Consider the following 22376-nt stretch of genomic DNA (forward strand, 5'->3'; position numbering starts at 1 on the left):
GACGGATCTGCTGCAACGGCACGCCGGCGCGTCGCAAGGCCGACAGGAACATCCCCTCGGCAAGTCCGCCGAAAGGGATCGTCGGCCCTCCCTGCGTCTGCGAGGGGAGGCCGGTCACGAGCGGAGCGCCGGTGACCGGCCGACGGTCGGGGAACTCCCGCCGATAGCCCTTCACCCAGGAAGCGAACGTGGTTGACGAAACGCCCAGGTAGCTCGCTGCCTCCCGGGAGGAGTAGATCGGCACCGCGAAGCGCACATCGGTCCTGGCTCCGGTCACGGCAGTAGCTTGGATGTTCGGTTCCCAAGTAGATGGTTGATTCCCGCGCCGATGCCGACCGAGTTCGGCGGTCGGCCCGTTCGCGTCCTGAAGGCAGATCCGGAATGGCCGCCGGCACCGAGGGGTTGGTTGCAGCGTGAAGAAAATCGGCTTCCTGTCCTTCGGCCACTGGTCGGCGTCGCCGCACTCGATGGTGCGGTCGGCCGCCGACGCCCTGCTGCAGTCGATCGAGCTGGCAGTGGCCGCGGAGGAGGCGGGCGCCGACGGCGCCTACTACCGCGTGCACCATTTCGCCCAGCAGCTCGCGTCGCCGTTCCCGCTGCTGGCTGCCGCCGGTGCGCGGACCAGCCGGATCGAGCTCGGCACGGCCGTGATCGACATGCGGTACGAGAACCCGCTCTACATGGCCGAGGACGCCGGCGCCGCCGATCTCATCTCCGGCGGTCGGCTGCAGCTGGGCATCAGCCGCGGATCACCGGAGCAGGTGATCGACGGCTTCCGCTACTTCGGACACGTGCCGCCGGAAGGCATGAGCGATGCGGACATGGCCCGCGAGCACACCCGGGTGTTCCTCGAGGTGCTCACCGGCGAGGGCTTCGCCCAGCCCAACCCGCGCCCGATGTTCCCCAACCCACCGGGCCTGCTGCGCGTCGAGCCGCACTCACCGGGCCTGCGCGACCGGATCTGGTGGGGCGCAGGCACCCGCGCGACCGCGGAGTGGACGGGCGAGCAAGGGCTCAACCTGATGAGCTCGACGCTGCTCACCGAGGACACCGGCGTGCCCTTCCACCAGCTGCAGGCCGAGCAGATCCAGCGGTTCCGGGACGCCTGGCAGGCCGCTGGGCACGAGCGTGAACCGCGGGTCTCGGTCAGCCGCAGCATCTTCCCGATCGTCGACGACCTCGATCGGCAGCTGTTCTGGCAGCAGCGCGAGAGCACCGACCAGGTCGGCCGGCTGGACGGCGGCAATGCCCGCTTCGGCCGGACGTACGCGGGTGAGCCCGACAAGCTCGTGGCCGAGCTCGCCGAGGACGAGGCCATCGCCGCCGCCGACACGCTGCTGCTCACCGTGCCCAACCAGCTGGGCGTCGAGTACAACGCGCACGTCATCGAGAGCGTGCTGACCCACCTCGCCCCCGAGCTCGGCTGGCGCTGACCTCATCCGCGCAGCGTCTGCGACGGCGTGCAGCCGTAGGTGCGGCGGTACCGCTCGGCGAACCGGCTGAGGTGGTAGAAGCCCCAGCGGTACGCGATCTCGGTGACGGTGCCGGTCGCGCGGCCTTGCCCGACGGCGCGCAGGTCCTGGTGCGCGTGGTCGAGCCGGACCCTGCTCAGGTGCGCCATCGGACCGACGCCGAGCTCGGCCTGGAAGCCGCGTTGGAGCTGGCGCACGCCCAGCCCGGCCGCGGCGGCCATGTCGGCGACCGAGATCGGCTCGTGGGCGTGCTCCTCGCAGAAGGCCAGCGCGCGGCGCAAGGATGTCGAAGTCGGGGCGGTGAGGTGGCGCGCGTCCAGCGCGCTCATCGAGTGCGGCTGGATGTCGAGCAGGATGTGCACGAGCGCCTGCTCGAAGTGCCCGAGCGCGAGCGGCGAGTGCTGGGGCAGCCCGGCCCGCCAGGCCTCGACGAAGTCCTGCGCCATGTTCAGCCAGGCGGCGACGGTGGGGTCCGCCGGGCTGATCGCGGGCTCGAACCGCGGCAGGCTCCGGGGAGTGTCGCCGATCCGGACCTGCGTCGCCTCGATGATCTTGACGATCGGGATGGTGACCGACCGCTGCCGCGTGTGCGGGGTCGCGATGTCGGTCAGCAGCTGCTCGGGGCCGAGCACGAGCCCTTCCGACCCGAGGTCCTCCCCGTCGACGCCGAGCCGCGCCGCGCCGCTGGAGTTCGTGGCGACGATGTAGGTCTCGGGGTGCGCCCGCCACCTCAGTTCCATGTCGGAGTCGGACCACACCTCGGTGAAGTTGGTCCAGATGCCGCTCGGGCCGGTGGGTATCTCGCCGCCGTCGCGGTCGAGCCAGAACCGGGCCGTCTTCGCGTCGGACGAGTCGAGGTGGAAGGAGCCCGGCTCGTTGTAGGCGCCGAGGTCCGCCCGGAACTCCTCGAGACTCACGCCGTCGAGCACACGTGACAGCGGGATGGCCCGATGCTCGACATCCCATGCGTCGGCGGTCGTCATTTCTGTCATGGGTGTGGGGGAATGTACCCGCTACCCACCATGCCGTCACAGGTCGTTGTCGACGGCCCTCATCGCGATGGCTGCAGCCCGCCGCATCGCCGCCCGGACACCGTCGGGCGGGTCGCCGCGACGCAGCGCGGTCACGGCGGCGGCGGCGACCGCGCCCATCAGCGCCCCGACGATCGCCGCGGCCGTGACCTCGTCGATCCGGTCGCGGTACGCCTCGTGGAGCGCCGTCGCGATCCGGGTCTGTGCGGCAAACCCGTTCTGCAGCAGGTGCGCCTGCACCGCCGGGGTGTCGATCACGAGCCGTGCCCGCAGTGCAGCCAACCCTGTGTGCAGGTCGCCCGCCCACGCGTCAGTGATCATCACGTCGATCGTCTCGGCGAGCACCTCGGCCGGGGTGCTCGCCGGGTCGCGGCCCGCGATGACGTCCACCCCTCTGTCGAGGCGGCCCGCGGTATCGGCCAGCAGCACGTCCTCCTTGGTGGGGAAATGCAAGAAGAATGTGCGTGCGCTGACGTCGGCCGCCTCGGCGATGTCGGCGACGGTCGTGCGCTCGTAACCCCGCTCGGTGAACAGGCGCACCGCCGCGTCCACCAGCGCGAGGCGGGTGAGCTGCTTCTTCCGCTGCTGGCGCCCGACCGCATCAACCATGCCGACAGCTTACTTCACTCTGTGCTTTACTGCAGTGAATGAAGTAGTGCATTAAGTGCAGTGGAGGCGACATGGGTGAATGGGACGGGCGAACGGTGCTGATCACCGGGGCCGGACGGGGGATCGGACGGGCCGAGGCGCTGTACCTGGCGGCCGTCGGGGCGAACGTCGTGGTGAACGACCCTGGCGTGGCGGTCGACGGGTCCGGCGGGGACCGCGGCGTGGCCGAGGCGGTGGTGGCGGAGATACGCGCCGCGGGTGGCGCCGCGATCGCCGATGCCGGCAGCGTCGCCGACTGGGACGGCGCCCGCGGCATGGTCGAGCGCGCGGTCGCGGCGTTCGGCGACCTGCACGCGGTGATCAACAATGCCGCCGTCGAGGTCAACCGAGCTGTCGATCGGCTCACCGAGGCCGAGTTCGACGACGTCGTCGCGGTCAAGCTGAAGGGCACCTTCGCGGTCAGCCACTGGGCCGCCGTGCATTGGCGCGAGCGGCACGTCGCCGGTGCGCGCGTCGACCGCGCGATCCTGAACACGGCCTCCGGCTCCGGGCTGCTCAACCCGCTGCCCGGCCAGTCGAACTACGCCGCCGCCAACGCCGGCGTCGCGGCCATGACGATCGTGCACGCCCTGGAGCTGAGCAGATTCGGCGTGCGGGTGAACTGCGTGAGCCCTTCGATGGTCCGGACCCGGTTGACCGCAGCCGTTCCAGGCATGGACCGGCCGGCCGCCGATTTCGGACCCGACCCGAGGGACCCGATGGTGGTGGCACCGCTGGCGGCGTACCTGGTCGGTGCCGGATGTCCGCTGACCGGCCAGGTCCTGTCCGTTCGCGGAGGTGGGATCGCGGTCGACAACGGCTGGTCGCGAGGTGCTGAGCTGCACACGGACGGCGTGCTCTGGACGGAGTCGGAGCTGGCCGCCGGCCTGTCGACGCTCGACCTGCCCGACCCCTTCGCCACGCTCGCCGACGCGCTCGGCGGTGCGTTGGGTGCGAGCGGCCGGGCGGAGCTGGAGACGATGATCGCGGCGGGTCTCGACGACTGAGCCGCGAATCGCTGGTCAGCTGTCCGCGAGTTTCCGCAAGCAGCTCCGCGAATCTCTTGACGATCTTCCGCGGATCTACGGGCAGATGACCGCGAATTTACAGGACAGGCGTCGCGAATCTCTGCCGAATGGTATGTTGGACGTGTGTATCGGGCCCGCTACCTGGCTGTTCCTCTGGCTGAGGCGCTGGCTGACACGCCGGTGGTTTTCGTAGCCGGCCCGCGTCAAGCAGGGAAGAGCACGCTTGCGCAACACGTCGTCGACGAGGCCGGCGGAACGTGGCTGACGCTGGACGACGCGGATGTACTCGACGCCGCACGGACCGATCCGGTCGGTTTCGTCAGCGGGCGTCGTGGCCTTGTCGGCATCGACGAGGCTCAGCGTGTGCCGGAGCTCTTGCTGGCCATCAAGGCGGAGGTCGATCGGGCGCGCATGCCGGGGCGATTCCTGCTCACGGGATCGACCCGCCTGCTCGGCGCGCCGAAGCTGGCCGATTCCCTCGCCGGCCGGATGGAGGCGCTGACGCTCTGGCCGTTCGCCCAATCCGAGCTCGCCGGGATGGGTGCACCCGCGTTGATCGATTCGGCCTTCGGCGACTCCCTCGCCGACCTCGATCCACCTGCGGTGTCCCGGTCGGACGTCCTGGAGCGGGCTGAAGGCGGGGGATTCCTGCCGGCATTGGAGCGGAGCGGCCTGCGGCGCACAGCGTGGTTCGACAGCTACGTCACGGCGGTTGTCGACCGGGAGGTCCGTGTCCTTGCTGATGCGAGCTACCTCCGCGAGCTGCCGAGGCTGCTCCGCCTCTGTGCGGCTCGGACGTCGGGCGAGCTGAATGTGGCCGACCTGGCGCGCGACCTCGGTCTCCGCCGCTCGACCGTGGAGAGCTACCTCGCGCACCTCGAGGCAGTCTTCTTGATCCAGACCGTGCCTGCGTGGTCGACGAACCTCACCTCGCGGGTGGTGCGTCGGCCGAAGCTGACCATCACCGATTCCGGGCTGGCAGCTCGCTTGCTCGGTGGGCGGCTGCGCCGCGACCCGGAGCTGGCCGGACGGCTCATCGAGACGTTCGTGGTCGGTGAGCTCCGTGCGCAGGCCGAGTGGTCGGAGGCGAGGCCGAACCTGTTCCACTTACGCGACCGCGACGGCGCCGAGGTGGACCTGGTCATGGAGTCCGGCGACGGCCGCGTCGTCGGCATCGAGGTGAAAGCCGGTGCCACCGTGCGTGCCGAGGATCTGCGCGGGCTGCGTCTCCTCGAAAGCCGGTACGGCCCCGACTTCGTCGCCGGCATCGTGCTCTGCACGGTGCCGGAGCCTCGACACCTCGGCGGCCGCCTGTGGATCATGCCGATGTCCGCGCTCTGGCAGCCGACGACGTTGTCACCAGCACCGCCGACCTGATCGACCAGGAAGGTCGCGTTGGGGGCGGTGGGTGCCAGGAAAGCCACTTTCCTGTCCTGTGGCGCCAGGAAAGTGGCTTTCCTGGCAACGTGTGCGTGGCGTGAACCACGGACGGTGACGGGCGTGCTGAGGCGAGGCTATCCTCACGCGGTGCCTGATCCCCTGCTGCACCCCGACCTGCTCCGGATCTCCCGCCGCGGCCTGCTGACCGGCGCCGGAGCGTTGTGTGCACTGGGCGTCCTGACCGCCTGCGGTGCCACCGGCCCCGCTCCCGCGGCCCCCGGCGCGGCGGCAAGCGGGGCGTTCCCGCTGACCGTCGAGCACCTCTACGGGAAGACGACGATCCCGGCCGAGCCGGTGCGGGTCGTCACGGTCGGGTACAGCGACCAGGACCCGCTGCTCGCGCTCGGTGTGCGGCCGGTCGGCGTCACCGACTGGTACGGCGACCACCCGTACGCGACGTGGCCGTGGGCGCAGGACGAGCTCGGCGATGCGAAGCCGGTCGTGATGAACAAGGGTGAGTTCACGGGCACCCCGAACTACAAGTTCGAGGAGATCGCGAAGCTCGAACCCGACCTGATCGTCGGCTACTACACCCAGATGAGCCCGTCGGAGTACGAGAAGCTCACCGCGATCGCGCCGACCGTCGGCCCGCCGCCCGGGTTCCCCGAGTGGGGTGCGCCGTGGGGTGAGTACACCCGCCACGCCGGGCGCACGTTCGGCAAGCTCCCGCGCGCGGAGGAGCTGATCGCCGGCATCGACAAGCAGCTGGCCGACGCCCGCGCCGCGCACCCCGAGTTCGCCGGGAAGTCCGTTGTCGTCGCGGAGCGATCGGAGCCGGGCATCACGTTCGCCAGGTCCCCGAACGACCAGCGATCGCAGCTGCTCACCGGGCTGGGTTTCGTCGTCCCCGACGAGATCAAGCAGCTCTCCGGCGACAAGGACGGCGCGGAGGTCAGCGACGAGCAGATGGGCCTGCTCGACCGGGACGTCCTGCTCTGGAACACCGGGTTCAGCCCCGAGGTGCGCCCGGAGATCGAGCGGGCCCCGCTGTACAGCGGCCTGAACGTCGTCAAGGCGGGCCGGTCGGTGTTCATCGAGGATCCGCTGGTCTCGGCCGCGTGGACGTGGGGGACGGTGCTGAGCCTGCCCTCCGTGATCGACGCGATCGTCGCGCAGGTGGCTGCTGTTGTGAAGTGACAGCGCAGACGGTCGCAGTGCAGAAAGTGACGAACGTTTGAAGCTTGTCGAAGTTTGCCGGATCGCAACCTAGTGTGGCTGGCATGGTCGACCTCCCCGAGCAGACGCCGGCACCTTCCGCGATCCGGCGGGCCCTGCGCAGGGTCCGCGACGGCGTGACCCTCGATGTCACCGAGGCCGCGGTGTTGCTCGCCGCCCGCGGTGACCAGCTCGACGAGCTGCTCACCGCCGCGTCCCGCGTGCGCGACGCCGGGCTCGTCGCCGCCGGCCGCCCCGGTGTCGTCACCTACTCGCGCAACGTCTTCATCCCGCTCACCCGGCTCTGCCGTGACCGCTGCCACTACTGCACGTTCGCCACCGTCCCGCACCGCGTCCCCGCCGCGTTCCTCGAACGCGACGAGGTGCTGGAGATCGCCCGCGCCGGAGCCGCCGCCGGCTGCAAGGAGGCGTTGTTCACGCTCGGTGACCGGCCGGAGGACCGCTGGCCGGCCGCGCGCGAGTGGCTGGAGGAGCGCGGTTACTCCTCGACGATCGACTACGTCCGGGCGTCCGCCATCGCGGTGCTGGAGGAGACCGGGCTGCTGCCGCACCTCAACCCCGGGGTCCTCTCTTGGGAGGAGCTGACGCGCCTCAAGCCCGTCGCTGTCAGCATGGGCATGATGCTGGAGACCACGGCCACGCGGCTGTGGAGCGAGCCGGGTGGCCCGCACTACGGCAGCCCCGACAAGGAGCCGGCCGTGCGGCTGCGGGCGATCACGGACGCCGGCCGGGTCGGCGTCCCGTACACCACGGGCATCCTGATCGGCATCGGTGAGAACCGCACCGAACGCGCTGAGTCGATCTTCGCGATCCGGGCCGCGGCGAGGGCGCACGGGCACGTCCAGGAAGTGATCATCCAGAACTTCCGGGCCAAGCCCGACACCGCGATGGCCAACGACCCGGACGCCGACATCGACGACCTCGCCGCGACGATCGCCGTCAGCAGGCTGGTGCTCGGGCCGAAGATGCGCGTGCAGGCGCCGCCGAACCTCGTCGGCGACGAGTTCGCGCTGATGCTGCGTGCCGGCATCGACGACTGGGGCGGGGTCTCGCCGGTGACGCTCGACCACGTCAGCCCGGAGATGCCGTGGCCGGCGATCGACGAGCTGGCCGCGCGCACCGCAGCCGAGGGCTTCACGATGCGCGAGCGGCTCACCGCCTACCCGCGGTTCATCCGCGCGGGCTCGCCGTGGATCGACACGCGGTTGCACGCGCACGTCGCGGCGCTCGCCGACATGGAGACGGGCCTCGCGCGCCCGGGCGCGACCGTCGAGGGCCGGCCGTGGCAGGAGCCGGACGGCGGATTCGTCTCCAGCGGGCGGACCGACCTCAACACCGCGATCGACACCGAGGGTCGCACGGAGGACCGGCGCGGCGACTTCGAGTCGGTCTACGGCGACTGGGACGCGCTGAAGGAGGAGCTCGCCGCCCACCAGCAGCCCGTGCCGGAGCGGCTGGACTCCGACGTCCGTGCCGGGCTCGCGCTCGCCGCGTCCGATCCGGCGGCGCTGCTCGACCCGGCCAACCACGACGCCGCGATGGCGCTGATCCTCGCCGACGGCCCCGCGTTGGAGGAGCTGACCAGGCTCGCCGACGACGTGCGGGCCGACGTCGTCGGCGACGAGGTCACCTACGTGATCAACCGGAACATCAACTTCTCGAACGTCTGCTACGTCGGCTGCCGCTTCTGCGCGTTCGCGCAGCGTGAGCGCGACGCCGACGCGTTCCGGCTCTCGCTCGACGAGGTCGCGTCCCGTGCCGTCGAGGCGGCGCAGGAGGGTGCGACCGAGGTGTGCATGCAGGGTGGGATCGACCCGCAGCTGCCGATCACCTTCTACGCCGACCTGGTGCGCGCGGTGAAGGCGGCCGTTCCCGGGATGCACGTGCACGCCTTCTCGCCGATGGAGATCGTCAGCGCGGCGTCGAAGGCCGGGGTGTCGATCGAGGAGTGGCTCACAGAGCTGCGCGACGCCGGCCTCGGCTCGATCCCCGGCACGGCCGCCGAGATCCTCGACGACGAGGTGCGCTGGGTGCTCACCAAGGGCAAGCTGCCGGCCGCGCAGTGGCTGGAGGTCGTCGGCACGGCGCACAAGCTCGGCATCCCGTCGTCCTCGACGATGATGTACGGGCACGTCGACGAGCCGCGGCACTGGCTCGGGCACCTGCGCACGCTCGCCGCGTTGCAGGACGAGACCGGCGGCTTCACCGAGTTCGTCCCGCTGCCGTTCGTGCACACCAACGCGCCGATCTACCTGGCCGGGATCGCCCGGCCGGGCCCGACCGAGCGGGACAACCGGGCGGTGCACGCGTTCGCGCGCCTCGCGCTGCACGGCCGGATCGACCACATCCAGTGCTCGTGGGTGAAGCTCGGCGACGACCTTTCTGCGCAGATCCTGCGCGGCGGCGCCGACGACATGGGCGGCACACTGATGGAGGAGACGATCAGCCGGATGGCCGGCTCCGACAACGGCTCGGCCCGCACCGTCACCGAGCTGAAGCAGATCGCCGCGGCCGCCGGCCGCCCCACCCGGCAGCGCAGCACCACCTACCGCGAGGCCGTCGAACGCCTCACCCCCGCCCCGAGCGCGGCCCCGCGCCTCCTCCCGCTCACTACCGCCTAGAAACTTCCCCACCGTTTTGCCAACCTGCAGACCCTGGAGGCCGTGCAAGTAGGCAAAACGGTGGGGAAGTTCGGCCGTGACAACCGAAGGTGGTTGCCCCGGCGTGTCGGTGGTTGGTCCTCGCCGCCGCTGTGCCGGTTCGATCCGGGGTGTGCGGGGTGGGCGTGACTTCGAGTGGCTGTTCCGGGCGTACACGGTCAGCACGTTGGGGACGTTCCTCGCGTCCGACGCCTTCGCGCTGATCGCGATCCTCGCGCTGGGTGCGAGCGCGGCGCAGGTGTCGCTGATCGGGGCCGTGAGCGGGGCGGTGGCGGCGGTGCTGGCCGTCCCGCTCGGGCCGGTGGTCGAGCACCGCCGCAAGCGGCCGGTGATGGTCGGGGCCGACCTCGTCCGGTTCGGCGCGCTGGCGTCGCTCCCCGTCGCCTACGGGTTCGGCGTGCTGACCTACCCGCACCTGCTGGCGGTGGCGGTGGTCGTGGCGCTGGCCGGGATCGTCTTCACCGCGGCAGCGGGCGCGTTCCTGAAAGGCCTCGTCGCGCCCGAGCACCTCGTGGCGGCGAACGGGCGGTTCGAGGGCGTCATGTGGGTCTCGACGGCGGTCGGCCCGCCGCTCGGGACGTCGCTGATCGGGCTGTTCGGGCCGGTCGTCACGGTGACGCTGGACGCCGCCAGCTACCTGCTCTCCGCGAGCGGGCTGGGCGCGATCAGGGCCGTCGAGCCCGAGCCACCCGCTCGCCCGGAGACGGCGGGCCGGCTCGCCTCGATCGCCGGCGGCTGGCGGGTCGTGGCGGCCGACCCGGTGCTGCGCCTGCTGATGGCCAACGTGGTCGTGGTGAACGCGCTGATCATGGCGGCGGCGCCGCTGCTGGCGTTCCTGATGCTGCGCGAGCTGGGGTTCACGCCGCTCGAGTACGGGCTCTCGCTCGGCCTGCCGTGCATCGCCGGGATCGTGGGCGCGCGGGTCGCCCGGCCACTCGCCGGCCGCGTCGGCACCCGGACCGTGCTGCTCGTGTTCGGGGTCGCGCGGGTCGTCTGGATCGGCGGCCTCGCGTTCGTCGGGCCGGGGCCGGCCGGGCTGGTGCTGGTGATCGCGCTGCACGCCCTGACGATCGCGGCGATCGGGATCTACATGCCGGTGCTCGCGACCGTCCGGCTGGAACGGGTCGACGGCGGCTCGCTGGTCCGGGTGCTGACGGCGTGGACGATCACAACCCGTCTCGGGACGGCCGCGGCAACCGCGGTGTGGGGGCTGCTGGCCTCGGCGATCGGTGTGCGCGGTGCGATCGGGGCGGCGGGCGCGCTGCTGCTCGGCTCGACGTTGCTGCTGCCGTGGCGCCGGCCCGCGTAGCGTGGAGGCGTGGGCGTACTCGGTGAGATGTTCCCCGGGCCGAAGATCCGTGACGAGGCCGGTGAGGCGGGCGACGGCCAGAAGTGGCGGCTCGGCCCGATCGACCTCGACAAGGGTGTCGTGGAGGTGCACCGGCCGGCGCCGGCCGAGGTAGAGGAGCCGGCGCCCGACGAGGAGTAACCGTCATTCCAGCTGGGTGACCGTCCCGCGCCGGCCGTCGACGCGCACCCGCATGCCGGTGCGCAGCGCGCTCGTTGCATCGCGGCAGCCGACGACGGCGGGAATGCCGAGCTCGCGGGCGACGATCGCGGCGTGCGAGAGCAGCGCACCGGTGTCGGTGACGACGGCCGCCGCTCGTGGGAACAGCGGCGTCCACCCGACGTTCGTCACGGCGGTGACGAGCACCTCGCCCGGCCGCAGCTGCGCGCCGTCCTCGACCGTCGGCAGCACTCTGACCAACCCCTCGACGACGCCGGGCGACGCGCCCGTGCCAGCGACCTGCCCGGTGGCAGCCACTTCCGACACGGCGCCGACCTCCGTGTCGTAGCTGCCCCTGACCAGCGGCGGGGGCGGCGGCATCGCGACGTAGTGCGCGTAGGTCGCTTTGCGGAGGGCGATGTCGGCGTCGGCCGGTCGGCCGTGGAGCAGCTCGATCGTCTCGTCGAGCGAGAGGAAGAAGGCGTCCTCGCCGAGGCCCGTGAGCTCGCCGGCCCGCAGCACGAACGCCCGGATCACCCAGAACACCCGCATCGCCTCGGAACGCACCTGCTCGCGCATGCGGGCCGCCGCGGCCCAGCGGTCGAGCGCGCGTCGCACGCGCGTCACCCGCCGCGGGTGCGCTGCCTCGACCTGCCGCAACGCCTCCGCGCGGGCCGCTTCCCGCGCGGCCAGCAGGTCGGCCGGATCCACGGCGTCGGCGAGCAGCGCGAGCTGGGCGTCGCGCCAGCCCGGGTCCTCCGCGGGCCGGGGCATCGAGAGCTCGAACTCGTGCGGCCCGCGGTGGCCGTACCGCTGCGCGTACCCGGCCCAGTCGAGCTCGCCGCGGGCCAGCGCCGCCAGCCCGAGCAGCGGGCCGAGGCTCGCCAGCTCGGCGCCGGCCGAGGTCAACATCTCCGGCTCCATCGCCGCGAGCCTCTTCGGGGTGCTGGCCAGCGCCGATCCGATGCGGTGCACGACGTCCATCAGGTTGCCGACGGTCGCGAAGAGCGGGCCGATCGTCGACCACAGATCGGCGAGCTCCGCGGGCGAGCGGGCGTCCGTGATCGCGCGGTGCAGCTCGGCGCACCGGTCCGGGATGCCGGCGAGCAGCCCGTCGAGGTTGCGGCGGATGGTGCGGGCGCGCACCGCCCCCACCACGGCTCCCTTGCCGAGCGCGATCGCCGTGCCCACCTTCGGCAGCCTGACCAGCGGGATCGTCGTCCCCGCCGGCAGGGTGCCGAAGATCGGCTCGGCGGTGCGCAGCACGGTCTCCGCGGAAATGCCGAACGTCGCCCCGATCGACGCGAGCACGCTCAGGTCGAGGTAGATCCGCCCGCCGATCCGACCGAACGCGCGGTGGCCCGGGACGGCCGCGCCGACGAGCGCGCGCGACACGAACTCCGAGACGGCCGACCACGTGGCCGGCGTCATGACGTCGGGGATCGCCTCGCCGAGGTTGCCGTTGGTCCACAGGTGATCCACATCGCGGCTGTCGTTCCACACCTCGAGGCGGTACGTGCTGGTCATCGTGCTCCTTCGACGAGCCCGGCCGCGAGCCGGTACGCGGCCTGCGCCTGCGCGAGGGCGGTGGTGAGGTAGTCGGCGGTGATCCGGGCCGCCCGGTCGGCCTCGGCGGGCGACAGCGGCGTCCCGCGGTCGAGCAGGCGGTGCGCGGAGTCGGCGACGAGCCACGGCAGCCGCTCGCCGCCGGCGCTCAGCTCGGCAGGCAGCACCGGCGCCGTCGTCAGGAAGCCCATCAGCACGGCCGCCACGGCCGCCAGCAACTCCGTGGTCGGGATGTCGGTGCGGATCAGCCCGGTGGCGCGCAGGGCGTCGAGGTAGGCGGCGAAGCCGCGGGCGGTGCCCTGCTGACCGGCGACCGGTTCGGCGTGCGCGAGCCGGCCCAGCACGTCGAGGTCGTTGCCGATCACGGCCCGCAGCAGCGGCCGGCGCTGCGTGGCCCGCGCGGAGTGCAGGAGGACGTCGTGCACGCCGGCGACCGTCGGCACGGCCGCGTGCACGTCGCTGACCAGCGCGAGCCGCTCGCGGCGCAGCACGGCGGTGAAGAGCGCGTCGCGGCTCGGGAAGTGCAGGTAGATCGTGCCCTTCGCCACACCGGCGGCCGTCGCGACCCGGTCGATCGACGTGCCGGCGTACCCGTGCGCGAGCACGGCGGCCGCGGCCTCGTCGAGTATCCGCTCGGTACGGGCCCGCCACGCCTTGACGTCGCGCCGTCCCGGCGGGCCTGGCCGTCGCCTTCCGTTCACAACTCTGACCATACCTGTTCATCTGGTCAGAATTATCGGCCGGGGCGGGACGCTAACGTCGCAGGCGTGATCGATGCTGCGCTCTTCGACTTCTCCGGCACCCTCTTCCGCCTCGACTACTCCGACGACGTGCTGCTCGCGCTGCTGGGCGAGCACGCCGCCGGTGTCAGCGCCGAGCAGCGCGCCGACCTGCTGCGCAGGGTCACCACACCGCACGGCCTGCACAGCGGGCTCACCGAGGAGGAGGAGCGCGACTGGCACAACCGCGACCTCGACCCCGCAGCCCACGAGCGCGCCAACATCGCGGTGCTGCGGCTCGCCGGGCTTGCCGAGGAGATCGCGACGAGCTTCTACGGCGGGATGAAGGACGCGGCCAACTGGACGCCCTACCCCGACACCGAGGCGACGCTGCAGTTGCTGCGCGAGCGCGGAGTGCGGGTCGCGGTGATCAGCAACATCGCGTGGGACGTGCGGCCGTGCTTCGAGCGCGCCGGCGTCGCCGACCTCGTCGACGAGTACGTGTTCTCCTTCGAGCACGGCGTGCAGAAGCCCGACGAGCGCATCTTCAAGATCGCCTGCGAGCGGCTCGGCGTCGGGCCGGAGCGGTCGCTGATGATCGGCGACTCGGAGGTGGCCGACGGCGCCGCCCGCGACGTCGGCTGCGACTTCGCCCTGGTGCCCCCGCTGCCCACGGCCGAGCGCCCCGACGCCCTCATCACGATCATCCGCGCGGCGCTCGGCTGACCACCCGTCCAAGATCCCCACCGTTTTGTGCACCTGCGCGCCCGCAGAGCGCGCAAGTGCACAAAACGGTGGGAAGTTCGGGGTCAGGTGGGCTCGCGCGCGGTGAGCTCGGCGATCACGGCGTCGAGCCGCTGGACGTAGCGCGGCCAGCCGAACCCCGCAGCGGCGTGTGCGGCGGCCGCCTCGTCGGCACGCGAGCGGGCCTCTGCGATGTCGCCGGCCGCCAGCGCGAGCGCCGCCGACACCGGCAGCGCGGCCAGCCACATCGCGCCCCGCTCGGCCGCGCCGGCGTACACCGTCCGCAGCAGCTCGCCCGCCTCGACGAGCTCACCGCGCGCCACGAGCACGTCCGCGAGGTCGATGTGCGCGACGGCCGCCCCGGAATCGACGTAGGTCAGCGCCGAGCGACAGGCCGCCTCCGCGTCGTCGAGCTTGCCCGCGGCCAGCGCGGCCGCCCCGCGGATCAGCTCGTTGTGCGGCAGCACCTGGCGGTCGTCGAGGCGGCGCGCGTAGTGGTCCGACTCGTCCGCGGCCGCCATCGCGTCGTCGACCCGACCCGCTTCCATCAGCGCCTGCGCGAGGTGGCTGAGCCCGCGCGCGAGGCCGGGCTCGTCGACCCGCTCCCGCGCGACGGCGACAACGGCCGTGTAGCACTCCAGCGCCACGTCGACGTCGCCGGCGTAGAGGTGCGCCGTGCCGAGCGCGTCGGTGAACGCCCACTCGTGCTTGACGTGCCCGAGCTTGTGTGCGAGGTCGCGGCCGGCCTCGAGCGTGGCGATGGCCTCGACGAAGCGGCTCTGCGCGTAGTCGACGAACCCCTGCTGGAAGCGCACTCGCATCACGAGCGACATGTCGTCGACGGTGCCGGCGACCGCCGCGGCCGCGGTGAGCAGCGCCCGCGCCTCGTGCAGCCCGCCGGCCATCATCGTGTGGTGGCCGTGGCTGCTCAGCGCCCTGCCGCGCTCGTGCGGGTTGAGCCCCGGCGCGTCCGCGAGCGCCGCGAAGTGCCGGCGGGCCTCGGTGAACCAGCCACGGGTCGCCCACGGCGTGTGCATCGCGGTGGCCAGCCGCAGCGCGTCGGCCATCCGCTCGGTCCCCGGTGCGTGCGAGAGCGCCGACAGGATGTTCGGCCACTCCGCGAATACGGCGGCGACCGACTCGGCCGAGATGAAGTCGTCGACGGCGGCCGCGGCACGCACGTGCGCGAGGCACCAGGCGAGGTGTTTCGCGAGCGTCGGGTCGGTCTCGCCCGCGGCGTCGAGCTGGGCGAGCGCGTAGTCGCGGACCGTCTCCAGCAGCGTGAACCGGCGCCCGCCGCGCTCGGCGACGACGGTGACGAGGCTGCGGTCGACGAGATCCGCGAGCGCCGGCGCGACGTCGCCCAGCTGGACGGCACCACCCTCGACGACCTGCTCGGCGGCGTCGAGCTCGAACCCGCCCGCGAACACCCCGATCCGGCGCAGCACGGCCTGCGCGGCCGGGTCGAGCAGCTCGTGGCTCCAGTCCAGCGCGGCCCGCAGGCTCGTGTGCCGCGCCCCGGCGTCGCGCGGCCCGCCGACGAGCAGCCGCAGCCGGTCGGTCATCCGGGTCGCCAGCTGCGGCACCGTCATCGTTCGGGTGAGGCCGGCGGCCAGCTCGATGCCGAGCGGGAGCCCGTCGACGGCGGCCAGGATCGTGGCGACGTCGGTGCCCAGCCCGTCCTCCGGCAACGCGCCGGCGGCCACCCGCGCGGAAAGCAGCGCCGCCGCGGCGTCGAGCTCCAGCGGTCCGACCCGTTGCTGCACCTCCTCCGCGATCAGCAGCGGCCGCTGCGACGTGATCAGGATGCTGAGGTCGGGCGCGACCCTGCGCAGCTGGACGACCAGGTCGGCGACCTGTTCGACGACGTGCTCGGCGTTGTCCAGCACGAGCAGCCCGGAACCGAGCGCAGCGGCCAGCGCGCCGAGCCGATCGCCCGCGCCGGGCTCGACGCCGACGGCACCGGCGACGGCGGTCTCGACGGAGTCCTCCAGCCGCAGCGGGGCGAGCTCGACGAACGCCACCGGCAGGTCCCGCTCGGCGACGGCCATCGCGGCCTCGACGGCGAGCCGCGACTTCCCGCTGCCCGGCCCGCCCACGAGGGTGGTCACCCCCGGTGTCGCGAGCGCCGCGAGCAGGTCGGACAGCTCCTGGTCGCGCCCGACGAAGCTCGTCGTCGGCGCAGGAACGGCCGCGGCCCGCCGCCGCTGCTGGCGCGGGACGGTGACGGGCGCCGGCCGTTCCGGCAGCAACGCCGGGTCCTGGCGCAGCAGCCGCATCTCCAGCTCGGCGGTGTCGGGCGCCGGGTCGACGCCCAGCTCGTCCGCGAGATCGCGGCGGAGCCGCGAGAGCCGCTCCAGCGCCTCGGCCTGCCGCCCCGAGCGGTAGAGGGCGATCGCGAGCATGCAGCTGATCGGCTCGTGCAAGGGGTGCTCGTTCGCGAGCCCGGCCAGCTCGGTGGTGAGCTCCGGCCCGGCGCCCAGCTCCAGCTCGGCGCCGAGGCGGGCGACCACGAGGTCGAGCCGCCAGTCGTCGAGCCGTCGGCCGTCCGACTCGGCGAACGGGATCATGCGGAGATCGGCCAGCGACGGCCCGCGCCAGAGCTCGAGCGCCGCAGCCGCGGCGTCCCTGACCCCGACGTGGTCGCCGGCGCGCGCGGCCGCGTGCATCCGGTCGGCGGCCGCCTCGGCCGCGATCAGGTCGGCAGGACCGGAAGCGAGGCGGTACCCGGCGCTGGAACGTGTGACGGCGTCGGAGCGCGGGCCCAGCGCGGTGCGCAGCCGGAACGCGACGACGCGGAGGCGCTCGGCAGGTCTGGTGACCTCCGCGTCCCCCCAAAGATCGGCGGCCAGGCGCCCGTCGGGAACGGGCACGCCGCGGCCCATCGCGAGCCGGACCAGCATCCCCCGTTCGAGCGGCCGGTCGACCGGGTACCGGCCGGCGGCGTCGCTGACGAGCGTGGCACCGAGCACCCGCACGACGAGCTCTTCCCCCGGCACGTCGAACAGCATCCCATTGCGGTCCCACGGCACGGCTCGACGGGCGGGGCTGGGAGGATCGGCGACATGACCGGGACTGACACCGAACGCCGTCCCAGGGTGCTCTCCGGCATCCAGCCGACGGCCGACTCGTTCACATTGGGGAACTACCTCGGGGCGCTGCGCAACTGGGTGGCGCTGCAGGACGACCACGAGGCGTTCTACTTCATCCCGGACATGCACGCGATCACCGTCGAGCACGACCCCGAGCTGCTGCGCCGCCGCACACGGCTCGCCGCCGCGCAGCTGATCGCGGTGGGGCTGGACCCGGCGCGCTGCACGCTGTTCGTGCAGTCGCACGTCCCCGAGCACCCGCGGCTGAGCTGGGTGCTGGAGTGCCTCACCGGCTTCGGCGAGGCCGGGCGCATGACCCAGTTCAAGGACAAGTCGGCCCGTCAGGGCGCCGACCGGGCCACGGTCGGGCTGTTCACCTACCCGATCCTGCAGGCCGCCGACATCCTGCTCTACCAGGCCGACGGCGTGCCGGTCGGCGAGGACCAGCGCCAGCACCTCGAGCTGACCCGCGACCTCGCGCAGCGGTTCAACACCCGGTTCGGCAAGACGTTCGTCGTGCCGGAGCCGTTCATCGTCCGCGAGACGGCGAAGATCTACGACCTGCAGACGCCCGAGAAGCAGATGAGCAAGAGCCTCCCGCCGGCCGGTGGGATCTTCCTGCTCGACGAGCCGAAGGTGAACATCAAGAAGATCCGCTCGGCCGTCACCGACACCGAGCGGGAGATCCGCTTCGACCCCGAGGCGAAGCGCGGCATCTCCAACCTGCTCACGATCTACGCGGCGCTCACCGACCGGAAGATCGCCGAGCTGGAGGGCGAGTACGCGGGCAAGGGCTACGGCGACCTCAAGAAGGACCTTGCCGAGGTCGTCGCGGAGTTCACTGTTCCGTTCCGGGAACGGGTACAGGGCTTCATGGAAGACCCTGCCGAGCTCGACAGGGTGCTGGCCCGGGGGGCCGCCCGTGCACGCGAGATCGCCGGTTCGACGCTGACCGCGGTCCACGAGAGGATCGGGTTCCTGCCGCCGACCGGATGAGGTGATCGAGCGTGGCCGAGAAGGACGCGGCGGCGGACGAGCCGAAGCCGTCACTGCTGGAACGGCTGCGGGCGAAGCACGCCTGGCTCGACCACATGATCAGGGCGGGCACGCGCTACACCGAACGCCACGGCGACCACTACGCCGCTGCGATCACGTTCTTCAGCGTGCTCTCGCTCGTGCCGCTGCTGATGATCGCGTTTGCGGTCGCCGGGTACATCCTGGCCTTCCAGCCCGAGCTGCTTCGCGAGCTGCAGGTCGGAATCGCGAAGAACGTCCCGGCCGGGCTCGACACGATCATCAACCCGGTGATCGAGCAGGCCATCTCGTCGCGCACCGCCGTCGGTGTGGTCGGTCTGCTCGGCGCGCTGTACTCCGGGATCGGGTGGATGTCGAACCTGCGCGAGGCCCTGTCCGAGCAGTGGGCGCAGGTGCCGGAGCCGCCGGCGCTGCCGAAACGGATGCTGTTCGACCTGCTCGCGCTGGTCGGGCTCGGCATCGCGCTCGTCGGCTCGTTCGCGATCACCGGCCTCGCCACCGGGTTCACCACGACCGTCCTGCGGATCATCGGGCTGGCCGAGGAGGGCTGGGCGGAGGTCCTGCTCGCCGTCGTCGGGATCCTGCTCGGGTTGCTGGCCAACTGGCTGATCTTCCTGTGGGTGATCGCGCGGCTGCCGCGTGAGCACGCCACCCTGCGCAGCGCGGCGAAGGCGGCGCTCTTCGGCGCGGTCGGGTTCGAGGTGCTCAAGCAGGTCATGACGTTCTACCTGGGGATGATCGCCGCGTCCCCGAGCGGCGCCGTGTTCGGCTCGTTCCTCGGCCTGCTCGTGTTCGTGTTCTTCGCGTCGCGGTTCGTCCTGTTCGTGACGGCGTGGGCGGCGACGTCGCGCGAGAACGAGCAGGAGGAACCGGCGCCCGTACCGGGCCCGGCCGTCATCCGGTCGGAGGTCGCCGTGCATGCCGGGCCGAGCGGCGGCACGATCGCCGGGCTGCTCGGGGCGGGGGTGCTGACGGGCCTCATCGGCGCGCGCGCGTTCGGACGGCGGCGGTAGGTCCCGCGCGGCGAGCGGGTTGCGGGGGAGGGCAGGAAAGCCACTTTCCTGCCCCCACAGGGCCTGAAAGTGGCTTTCCTGCCCTCCCGGCGGAGCCGGGGGGCCGCGTGTGGGGGTCCCGCTCAGCGTGAGCGGCGGCGGTGCCGCACGAGCAGCAGCGCGCCCGCCAGCATCGCGAGCACCCCGCCCACCCCGAGCAGCACACCCGCCAGCGGCACGGGCGGAGTGGCGGCGAGCGTCGCGGCGGCCGGTGGCGCTCCCGGTGCCGGAGCGGGTAGCGGCGGCGGGGCGTCGACGAGCCGCCCGAACCCGGTGCCGTCGCGGGGCTGGGTGAAGCCCCAGTCGAGCAGCGCCGCGGCCTGCTGCCACATCGGCGTGGGCCGCTGCTCGCCCCTGACCAGCGCGAAAACCAGCCGTCGCCCGTCGCGCTCCGCCGCGCCGACGAGGGTGTGACGGGCGGCGTCGGTGAAGCCGGACTTCGCGCCGAGCGTGCCGGGGTAGTGGCTCAGCATGCGGCTGTCGTTGGAGAGCGTGAACGGCGGGTGCTCGCCCCAGCCGGGGAACGGGACCGTCCGCAGCGAGATCAGCGACGTGAACCGCTCGTCGTGCATCGCGGCCCGGAACAGCAGCGCGAGGTCGTACGCAGAGGCCGACATGCCCGGGGCGTCCAGCCCGGACGGTGATGTGGGCCGGGTGTCGAGCGCGCCGAGCTCGCGTGCGGTCGCCGACGTCGCGGTGAGCATCTGCGGCGTGCCACCGATGGCGCGGGCCAGCGCGGCAGCGGCGTCGTTGCCCGAATTGAGCAGCAGCCCTTCGAGCAGCTCCCGCACGCTGTAGCGGGTACCGGGGCCGATGCCGGCCTTGCTGCCGTCGATCGCGAGGTCGTCGACCGTGCCTTCCACCTGCGAGTCGAGGTCGAGCCGCTGGAGCGCGACGATCGAGGTGAGCACCTTCAGCGTCGACGCCGGGCGGTGCCGGGCGTGCGGGGCGCGCGCGGCGAGAACGACACCGGTGTCGAGGTCGGCGAGGACGAACGCGGCCGCGCCCACCGCCGGCACACCGGCCGGCCCGATGTCACCGCAGCCGCCGAGCGCCGTCCCGCCGACGGGCTCGTCCGGCCAGGGCAGCGCGGCGACCGGCGGCCCCGTCTCCTCGACGGCCGCCGGCGCGGGCGGGACCTCCTGCCCGGGGCAGTGTCCTGCTGCCGGGGGCAGCGCAGGGGGCACGACCAGCGCACCCACCAGCGCAACCACACCCACCCACCGCATGCGCCGACACTACGGCTCCGCGCCGCCCACGATCGGATGATCATGGCCAGCCACCGGCGCCACCACCCGAAGTTCCCCACCGTTTTGCCAACCTGCACGCCGTTCTGCGTGTGCACCTTGGCAAAACGGTGGGGAAGTCACGTGGCCGCCTCCGCCTGCGCCTTCACCGCCGCGACGGTCAGGTGCATCCCGTCGACCATGAGCCGGTCGCGGTCGCGGCCCAGCACCCCGGTCCCGACGAACGCCTTGACCAGCAGGTTGGGCTGCTTGGTGCGCTCGCGCCACTGCGTCAGCCGGGTGCCGTCGCCGTCGGGTTCGAGCCGCCAGCCCCACAGCATGCAGCTCTCGGCGACGCTGAACGTGAAGCTGCGCGGACGCTCGCACTCGACGACGCGGCAGTGCGTCCGCCAGCGCACCAGCCCGTGCACGTTCGAGCCGACGAACCGCGCTCCGACCGCGGGCCCGGTCGCGCCACCGATCCATTTCCCGCCGGTGTTCTCAGGGCTCCACTCGCCCATCCGCGTGATGTCGCTGACGAGCGCCCATACCCGCTCGGGGTCGGCGGCAACGGTCACGGTGACCTCGTCCATGTACCTCTCCGTTCAAAAGGGAGCGCAAGCGTGCGACCGAATGTTGCACACAGCCTCCGAATGCGTACGTGAAGTGATGAGGTGCTCACTCACCGAAGCCGACGATTCGGTCACGCCGAGAAGTCGACCATGTGAACAGGCGCGCCGACCAGATACGGTTCCCCGTCGTCGTGCCGGTCCGAGATCGGGACCAGCCGGAACAGGAAGGCGTCCTCAGTGCGGAACAGACGAGGTTTCGTACTGGCAGCTGCCGTGCTGACCAGTGCATTGGTTCTCGTGGGATGTGCCAGGGACACCGGGTCCACTGCGCCATCGGGTGGAGGGGGCACGCAGGCCGGCGCCTGCACGAAGAACCCCGCCCCCGCAGGTGGTGGCGCCGGCGCGAGCACCGCTCCCGCAGCCGCGAACTCGAACGCGGCCGGCCTGAAGGTCGGGCTCGCGTTCGACATCGGCGGCCGTGGCGACGGCTCCTTCAACGACTCCGCGGCGGCTGGTCTCGAGAAGACCATCTCGGACCTCGGCGTCCAGAAGGGCAACACCAAGGAGCTGTCCGCGGCCCCGAACGAGAGCGAGGACGCCGCGGCGACCCGCCTGCGCGGGCTCGCCTCCGAGGGCTACAACCCGATCATCGCCGTCGGCTTCAAGTACGCGACCGCGCTGAAGACCGTCGCCACCGAGAACCCGAACGTGCGGTTCGCGATCGTCGACGACGGCTCGGTCGAGCTGCCGAACGTCACCCCGCTGCTCTTCGCGGAGGAGCAGGGCTCGTTCCTCGTCGGTGCTGCCGCCGCGCTCAAGACGCAGACCTGCAAGGTCGGCTTCGTCGGCGGCGTCGAGCAGCCGCTGATCCAGAAGTTCGAGGCCGGCTTCGTGCAGGGCGCGAAGGCCGTCGCACCGAACATCCAGATCGACATCAAGTACATCAGCCCGGCCGGCGACTTCACCGGCTTCAACGACGCAGCCAAGGGCCAGGCGATTGCGAAGGGCCAGCTCGACGCGGGCGCCGACATCGTCTACCACGCAGCGGGCGCCTCGGGGCAGGGTGTGTTCCAGGCGGCGAAGGCCGCGGGCAAGTCGGCGATCGGCGTCGACTCCGACCAGTACAACATCCCGGCGTACTCGGGCGTGAAGGACGTGATCATCACGTCCATGCTCAAGCGGGTCGACGTCGCCGTGTTCGACTACATCAACGCCGTCGCGGCCGGGGACACCTCGAAGCTGCCCAAGACCTTCGACCTCAAGGTCGACGGTGTCGGTTACGCGACGTCGGGTGGCAAGATCGACGACATCAAGACCGATCTCGACGCGTACAAGTCGGCGATCATCAGCGGGGCGATCACGGTCGCTTCCAAGCCGTCGTCCTGATTCACGCACGGGTCGGGGGGTC

General features: G+C 72.1%; 18 protein-coding genes and 1 pseudogene. 11 read left to right on the plus strand and 8 right to left on the minus strand.

Going from position 1 to position 22376, the window contains the following annotated elements; all coding sequences use genetic code 11:
• Nucleotides 1-4 precede the first annotated feature (4 nt).
• Nucleotides 5-277, minus strand: a pseudogene (locus LL648_RS45770) (hypothetical protein); the annotation flags it as partial.
• 136 nt (nucleotides 278-413) lie between these two features.
• Between LL648_RS45770 and LL648_RS18665 the strand changes: the two are divergent.
• A complete protein-coding gene (locus LL648_RS18665; protein WP_232663863.1) occupies nucleotides 414-1433 on the plus strand; it encodes an LLM class flavin-dependent oxidoreductase in 1020 nt (339 codons plus the stop codon).
• A 2-nt stretch (nucleotides 1434-1435) separates the two neighbouring features.
• Here LL648_RS18665 and LL648_RS18670 read toward each other — a convergent pair whose 3' ends face one another.
• Together LL648_RS18670 and LL648_RS18675 are read right to left on the minus strand one after the other, a co-directional pair.
• Nucleotides 1436-2464 (minus strand): AraC family transcriptional regulator, encoded by a 1029-nt coding sequence (locus LL648_RS18670; protein WP_232663864.1) that lies wholly within the window; start codon nucleotides 2462-2464, stop codon nucleotides 1436-1438.
• A gap of 36 nt (nucleotides 2465-2500) precedes the next feature.
• Complete coding sequence (locus tag LL648_RS18675) at nucleotides 2501-3112, minus strand: TetR/AcrR family transcriptional regulator (RefSeq protein ID WP_232663865.1); 612 nt, start codon at nucleotides 3110-3112, stop codon at nucleotides 2501-2503.
• A gap of 71 nt (nucleotides 3113-3183) precedes the next feature.
• Here LL648_RS18675 and LL648_RS18680 point away from each other — a divergent pair, with 71 nt between their 5' ends.
• The 6 genes from LL648_RS18680 (at nucleotide 3184) to LL648_RS18705 (ending at nucleotide 10944) form a co-directional block, all read left to right on the plus strand.
• Nucleotides 3184-4158, plus strand: coding sequence for an SDR family NAD(P)-dependent oxidoreductase (locus tag LL648_RS18680; protein ID WP_232663866.1), 975 nt, complete (start codon nucleotides 3184-3186; stop codon nucleotides 4156-4158).
• Between the two features lie 201 nt (nucleotides 4159-4359).
• Nucleotides 4360-5556, plus strand: coding sequence for an ATP-binding protein (locus tag LL648_RS18685; protein WP_232663867.1), 1197 nt, complete (start codon nucleotides 4360-4362; stop codon nucleotides 5554-5556).
• A gap of 150 nt (nucleotides 5557-5706) precedes the next feature.
• Nucleotides 5707-6756 carry an iron-siderophore ABC transporter substrate-binding protein gene (locus LL648_RS18690; protein WP_232663868.1) on the plus strand — a complete coding sequence of 350 codons (1050 nt, stop codon included), beginning with the start codon at nucleotides 5707-5709 and terminating at the stop codon, nucleotides 6754-6756.
• Between the two features lie 83 nt (nucleotides 6757-6839).
• Nucleotides 6840-9416, plus strand: coding sequence for a bifunctional FO biosynthesis protein CofGH (locus LL648_RS18695; RefSeq protein ID WP_232663869.1), 2577 nt, complete (start codon nucleotides 6840-6842; stop codon nucleotides 9414-9416).
• Nucleotides 9417-9567: 151 nt separating this feature from the next.
• Nucleotides 9568-10764 carry an MFS transporter gene (locus LL648_RS18700; RefSeq protein WP_232663870.1) on the plus strand — a complete coding sequence of 399 codons (1197 nt, stop codon included), beginning with the start codon at nucleotides 9568-9570 and terminating at the stop codon, nucleotides 10762-10764.
• 9 nt (nucleotides 10765-10773) lie between these two features.
• Nucleotides 10774-10944, plus strand: a complete 171-nt coding sequence (locus LL648_RS18705; RefSeq protein WP_232663871.1) for a hypothetical protein — start codon at nucleotides 10774-10776, stop codon at nucleotides 10942-10944.
• A gap of 3 nt (nucleotides 10945-10947) precedes the next feature.
• On the opposite strand, the gene LL648_RS18710 is transcribed toward LL648_RS18705, so the two are convergent.
• Both LL648_RS18710 and LL648_RS18715 read right to left on the minus strand, forming a co-directional pair.
• Nucleotides 10948-12489, minus strand: coding sequence for a PEP-utilizing enzyme (locus LL648_RS18710; RefSeq protein ID WP_232663872.1), 1542 nt, complete (start codon nucleotides 12487-12489; stop codon nucleotides 10948-10950).
• Entirely contained in the window at nucleotides 12486-13229 is a 744-nt protein-coding gene (locus tag LL648_RS18715; RefSeq protein ID WP_232663873.1) for a TetR/AcrR family transcriptional regulator, read from the minus strand. Before LL648_RS18715 ends, LL648_RS18710 begins: the two co-directional genes overlap by 4 nt.
• Before the next feature lie 66 nt (nucleotides 13230-13295).
• Here LL648_RS18715 and LL648_RS18720 point away from each other — a divergent pair, with 66 nt between their 5' ends.
• Complete coding sequence (locus LL648_RS18720; protein ID WP_232663874.1) at nucleotides 13296-13973, plus strand: HAD family hydrolase; 678 nt, start codon at nucleotides 13296-13298, stop codon at nucleotides 13971-13973.
• Between the two features lie 83 nt (nucleotides 13974-14056).
• On the opposite strand, the gene LL648_RS18725 is transcribed toward LL648_RS18720, so the two are convergent.
• Nucleotides 14057-16990, minus strand: coding sequence for an ATP-binding protein (locus tag LL648_RS18725; RefSeq protein WP_232663875.1), 2934 nt, complete (start codon nucleotides 16988-16990; stop codon nucleotides 14057-14059).
• 66 nt (nucleotides 16991-17056) lie between these two features.
• Between LL648_RS18725 and trpS the strand changes: the two genes are divergently transcribed.
• Nucleotides 17057-18079 carry a tryptophan--tRNA ligase gene (trpS, locus tag LL648_RS18730; RefSeq protein WP_232663876.1) on the plus strand — a complete coding sequence of 341 codons (1023 nt, stop codon included), beginning with the start codon at nucleotides 17057-17059 and terminating at the stop codon, nucleotides 18077-18079.
• An 11-nt stretch (nucleotides 18080-18090) separates the two neighbouring features.
• Entirely contained in the window at nucleotides 18091-19131 is a 1041-nt protein-coding gene (gene yhjD / locus LL648_RS18735) for an inner membrane protein YhjD (protein ID WP_232663877.1), read from the plus strand.
• Between the two features lie 122 nt (nucleotides 19132-19253).
• On the opposite strand, the gene LL648_RS18740 is transcribed toward yhjD, so the two are convergent.
• Nucleotides 19254-20399 carry a D-alanyl-D-alanine carboxypeptidase family protein gene (locus LL648_RS18740; RefSeq protein WP_232663878.1) on the minus strand — a complete coding sequence of 382 codons (1146 nt, stop codon included), beginning with the start codon at nucleotides 20397-20399 and terminating at the stop codon, nucleotides 19254-19256.
• A 137-nt stretch (nucleotides 20400-20536) separates the two neighbouring features.
• Entirely contained in the window at nucleotides 20537-20989 is a 453-nt protein-coding gene (locus LL648_RS18745; RefSeq protein WP_232663879.1) for an SRPBCC family protein, read from the minus strand.
• A 216-nt stretch (nucleotides 20990-21205) separates the two neighbouring features.
• On the opposite strand from LL648_RS18745, the gene LL648_RS18750 reads away from it, so the two are divergent.
• Nucleotides 21206-22354, plus strand: coding sequence for a BMP family lipoprotein (locus tag LL648_RS18750; RefSeq protein WP_374112071.1), 1149 nt, complete (start codon nucleotides 21206-21208; stop codon nucleotides 22352-22354).
• Nucleotides 22355-22376: the final 22 nt, after the last annotated feature.

Origin of the sequence: Pseudonocardia sp. TRM90224 (genome assembly GCF_021245725.1) — a bacterium.
Taxonomy (GTDB): Bacteria; Actinomycetota; Actinomycetes; order Mycobacteriales; family Pseudonocardiaceae; genus Pseudonocardia.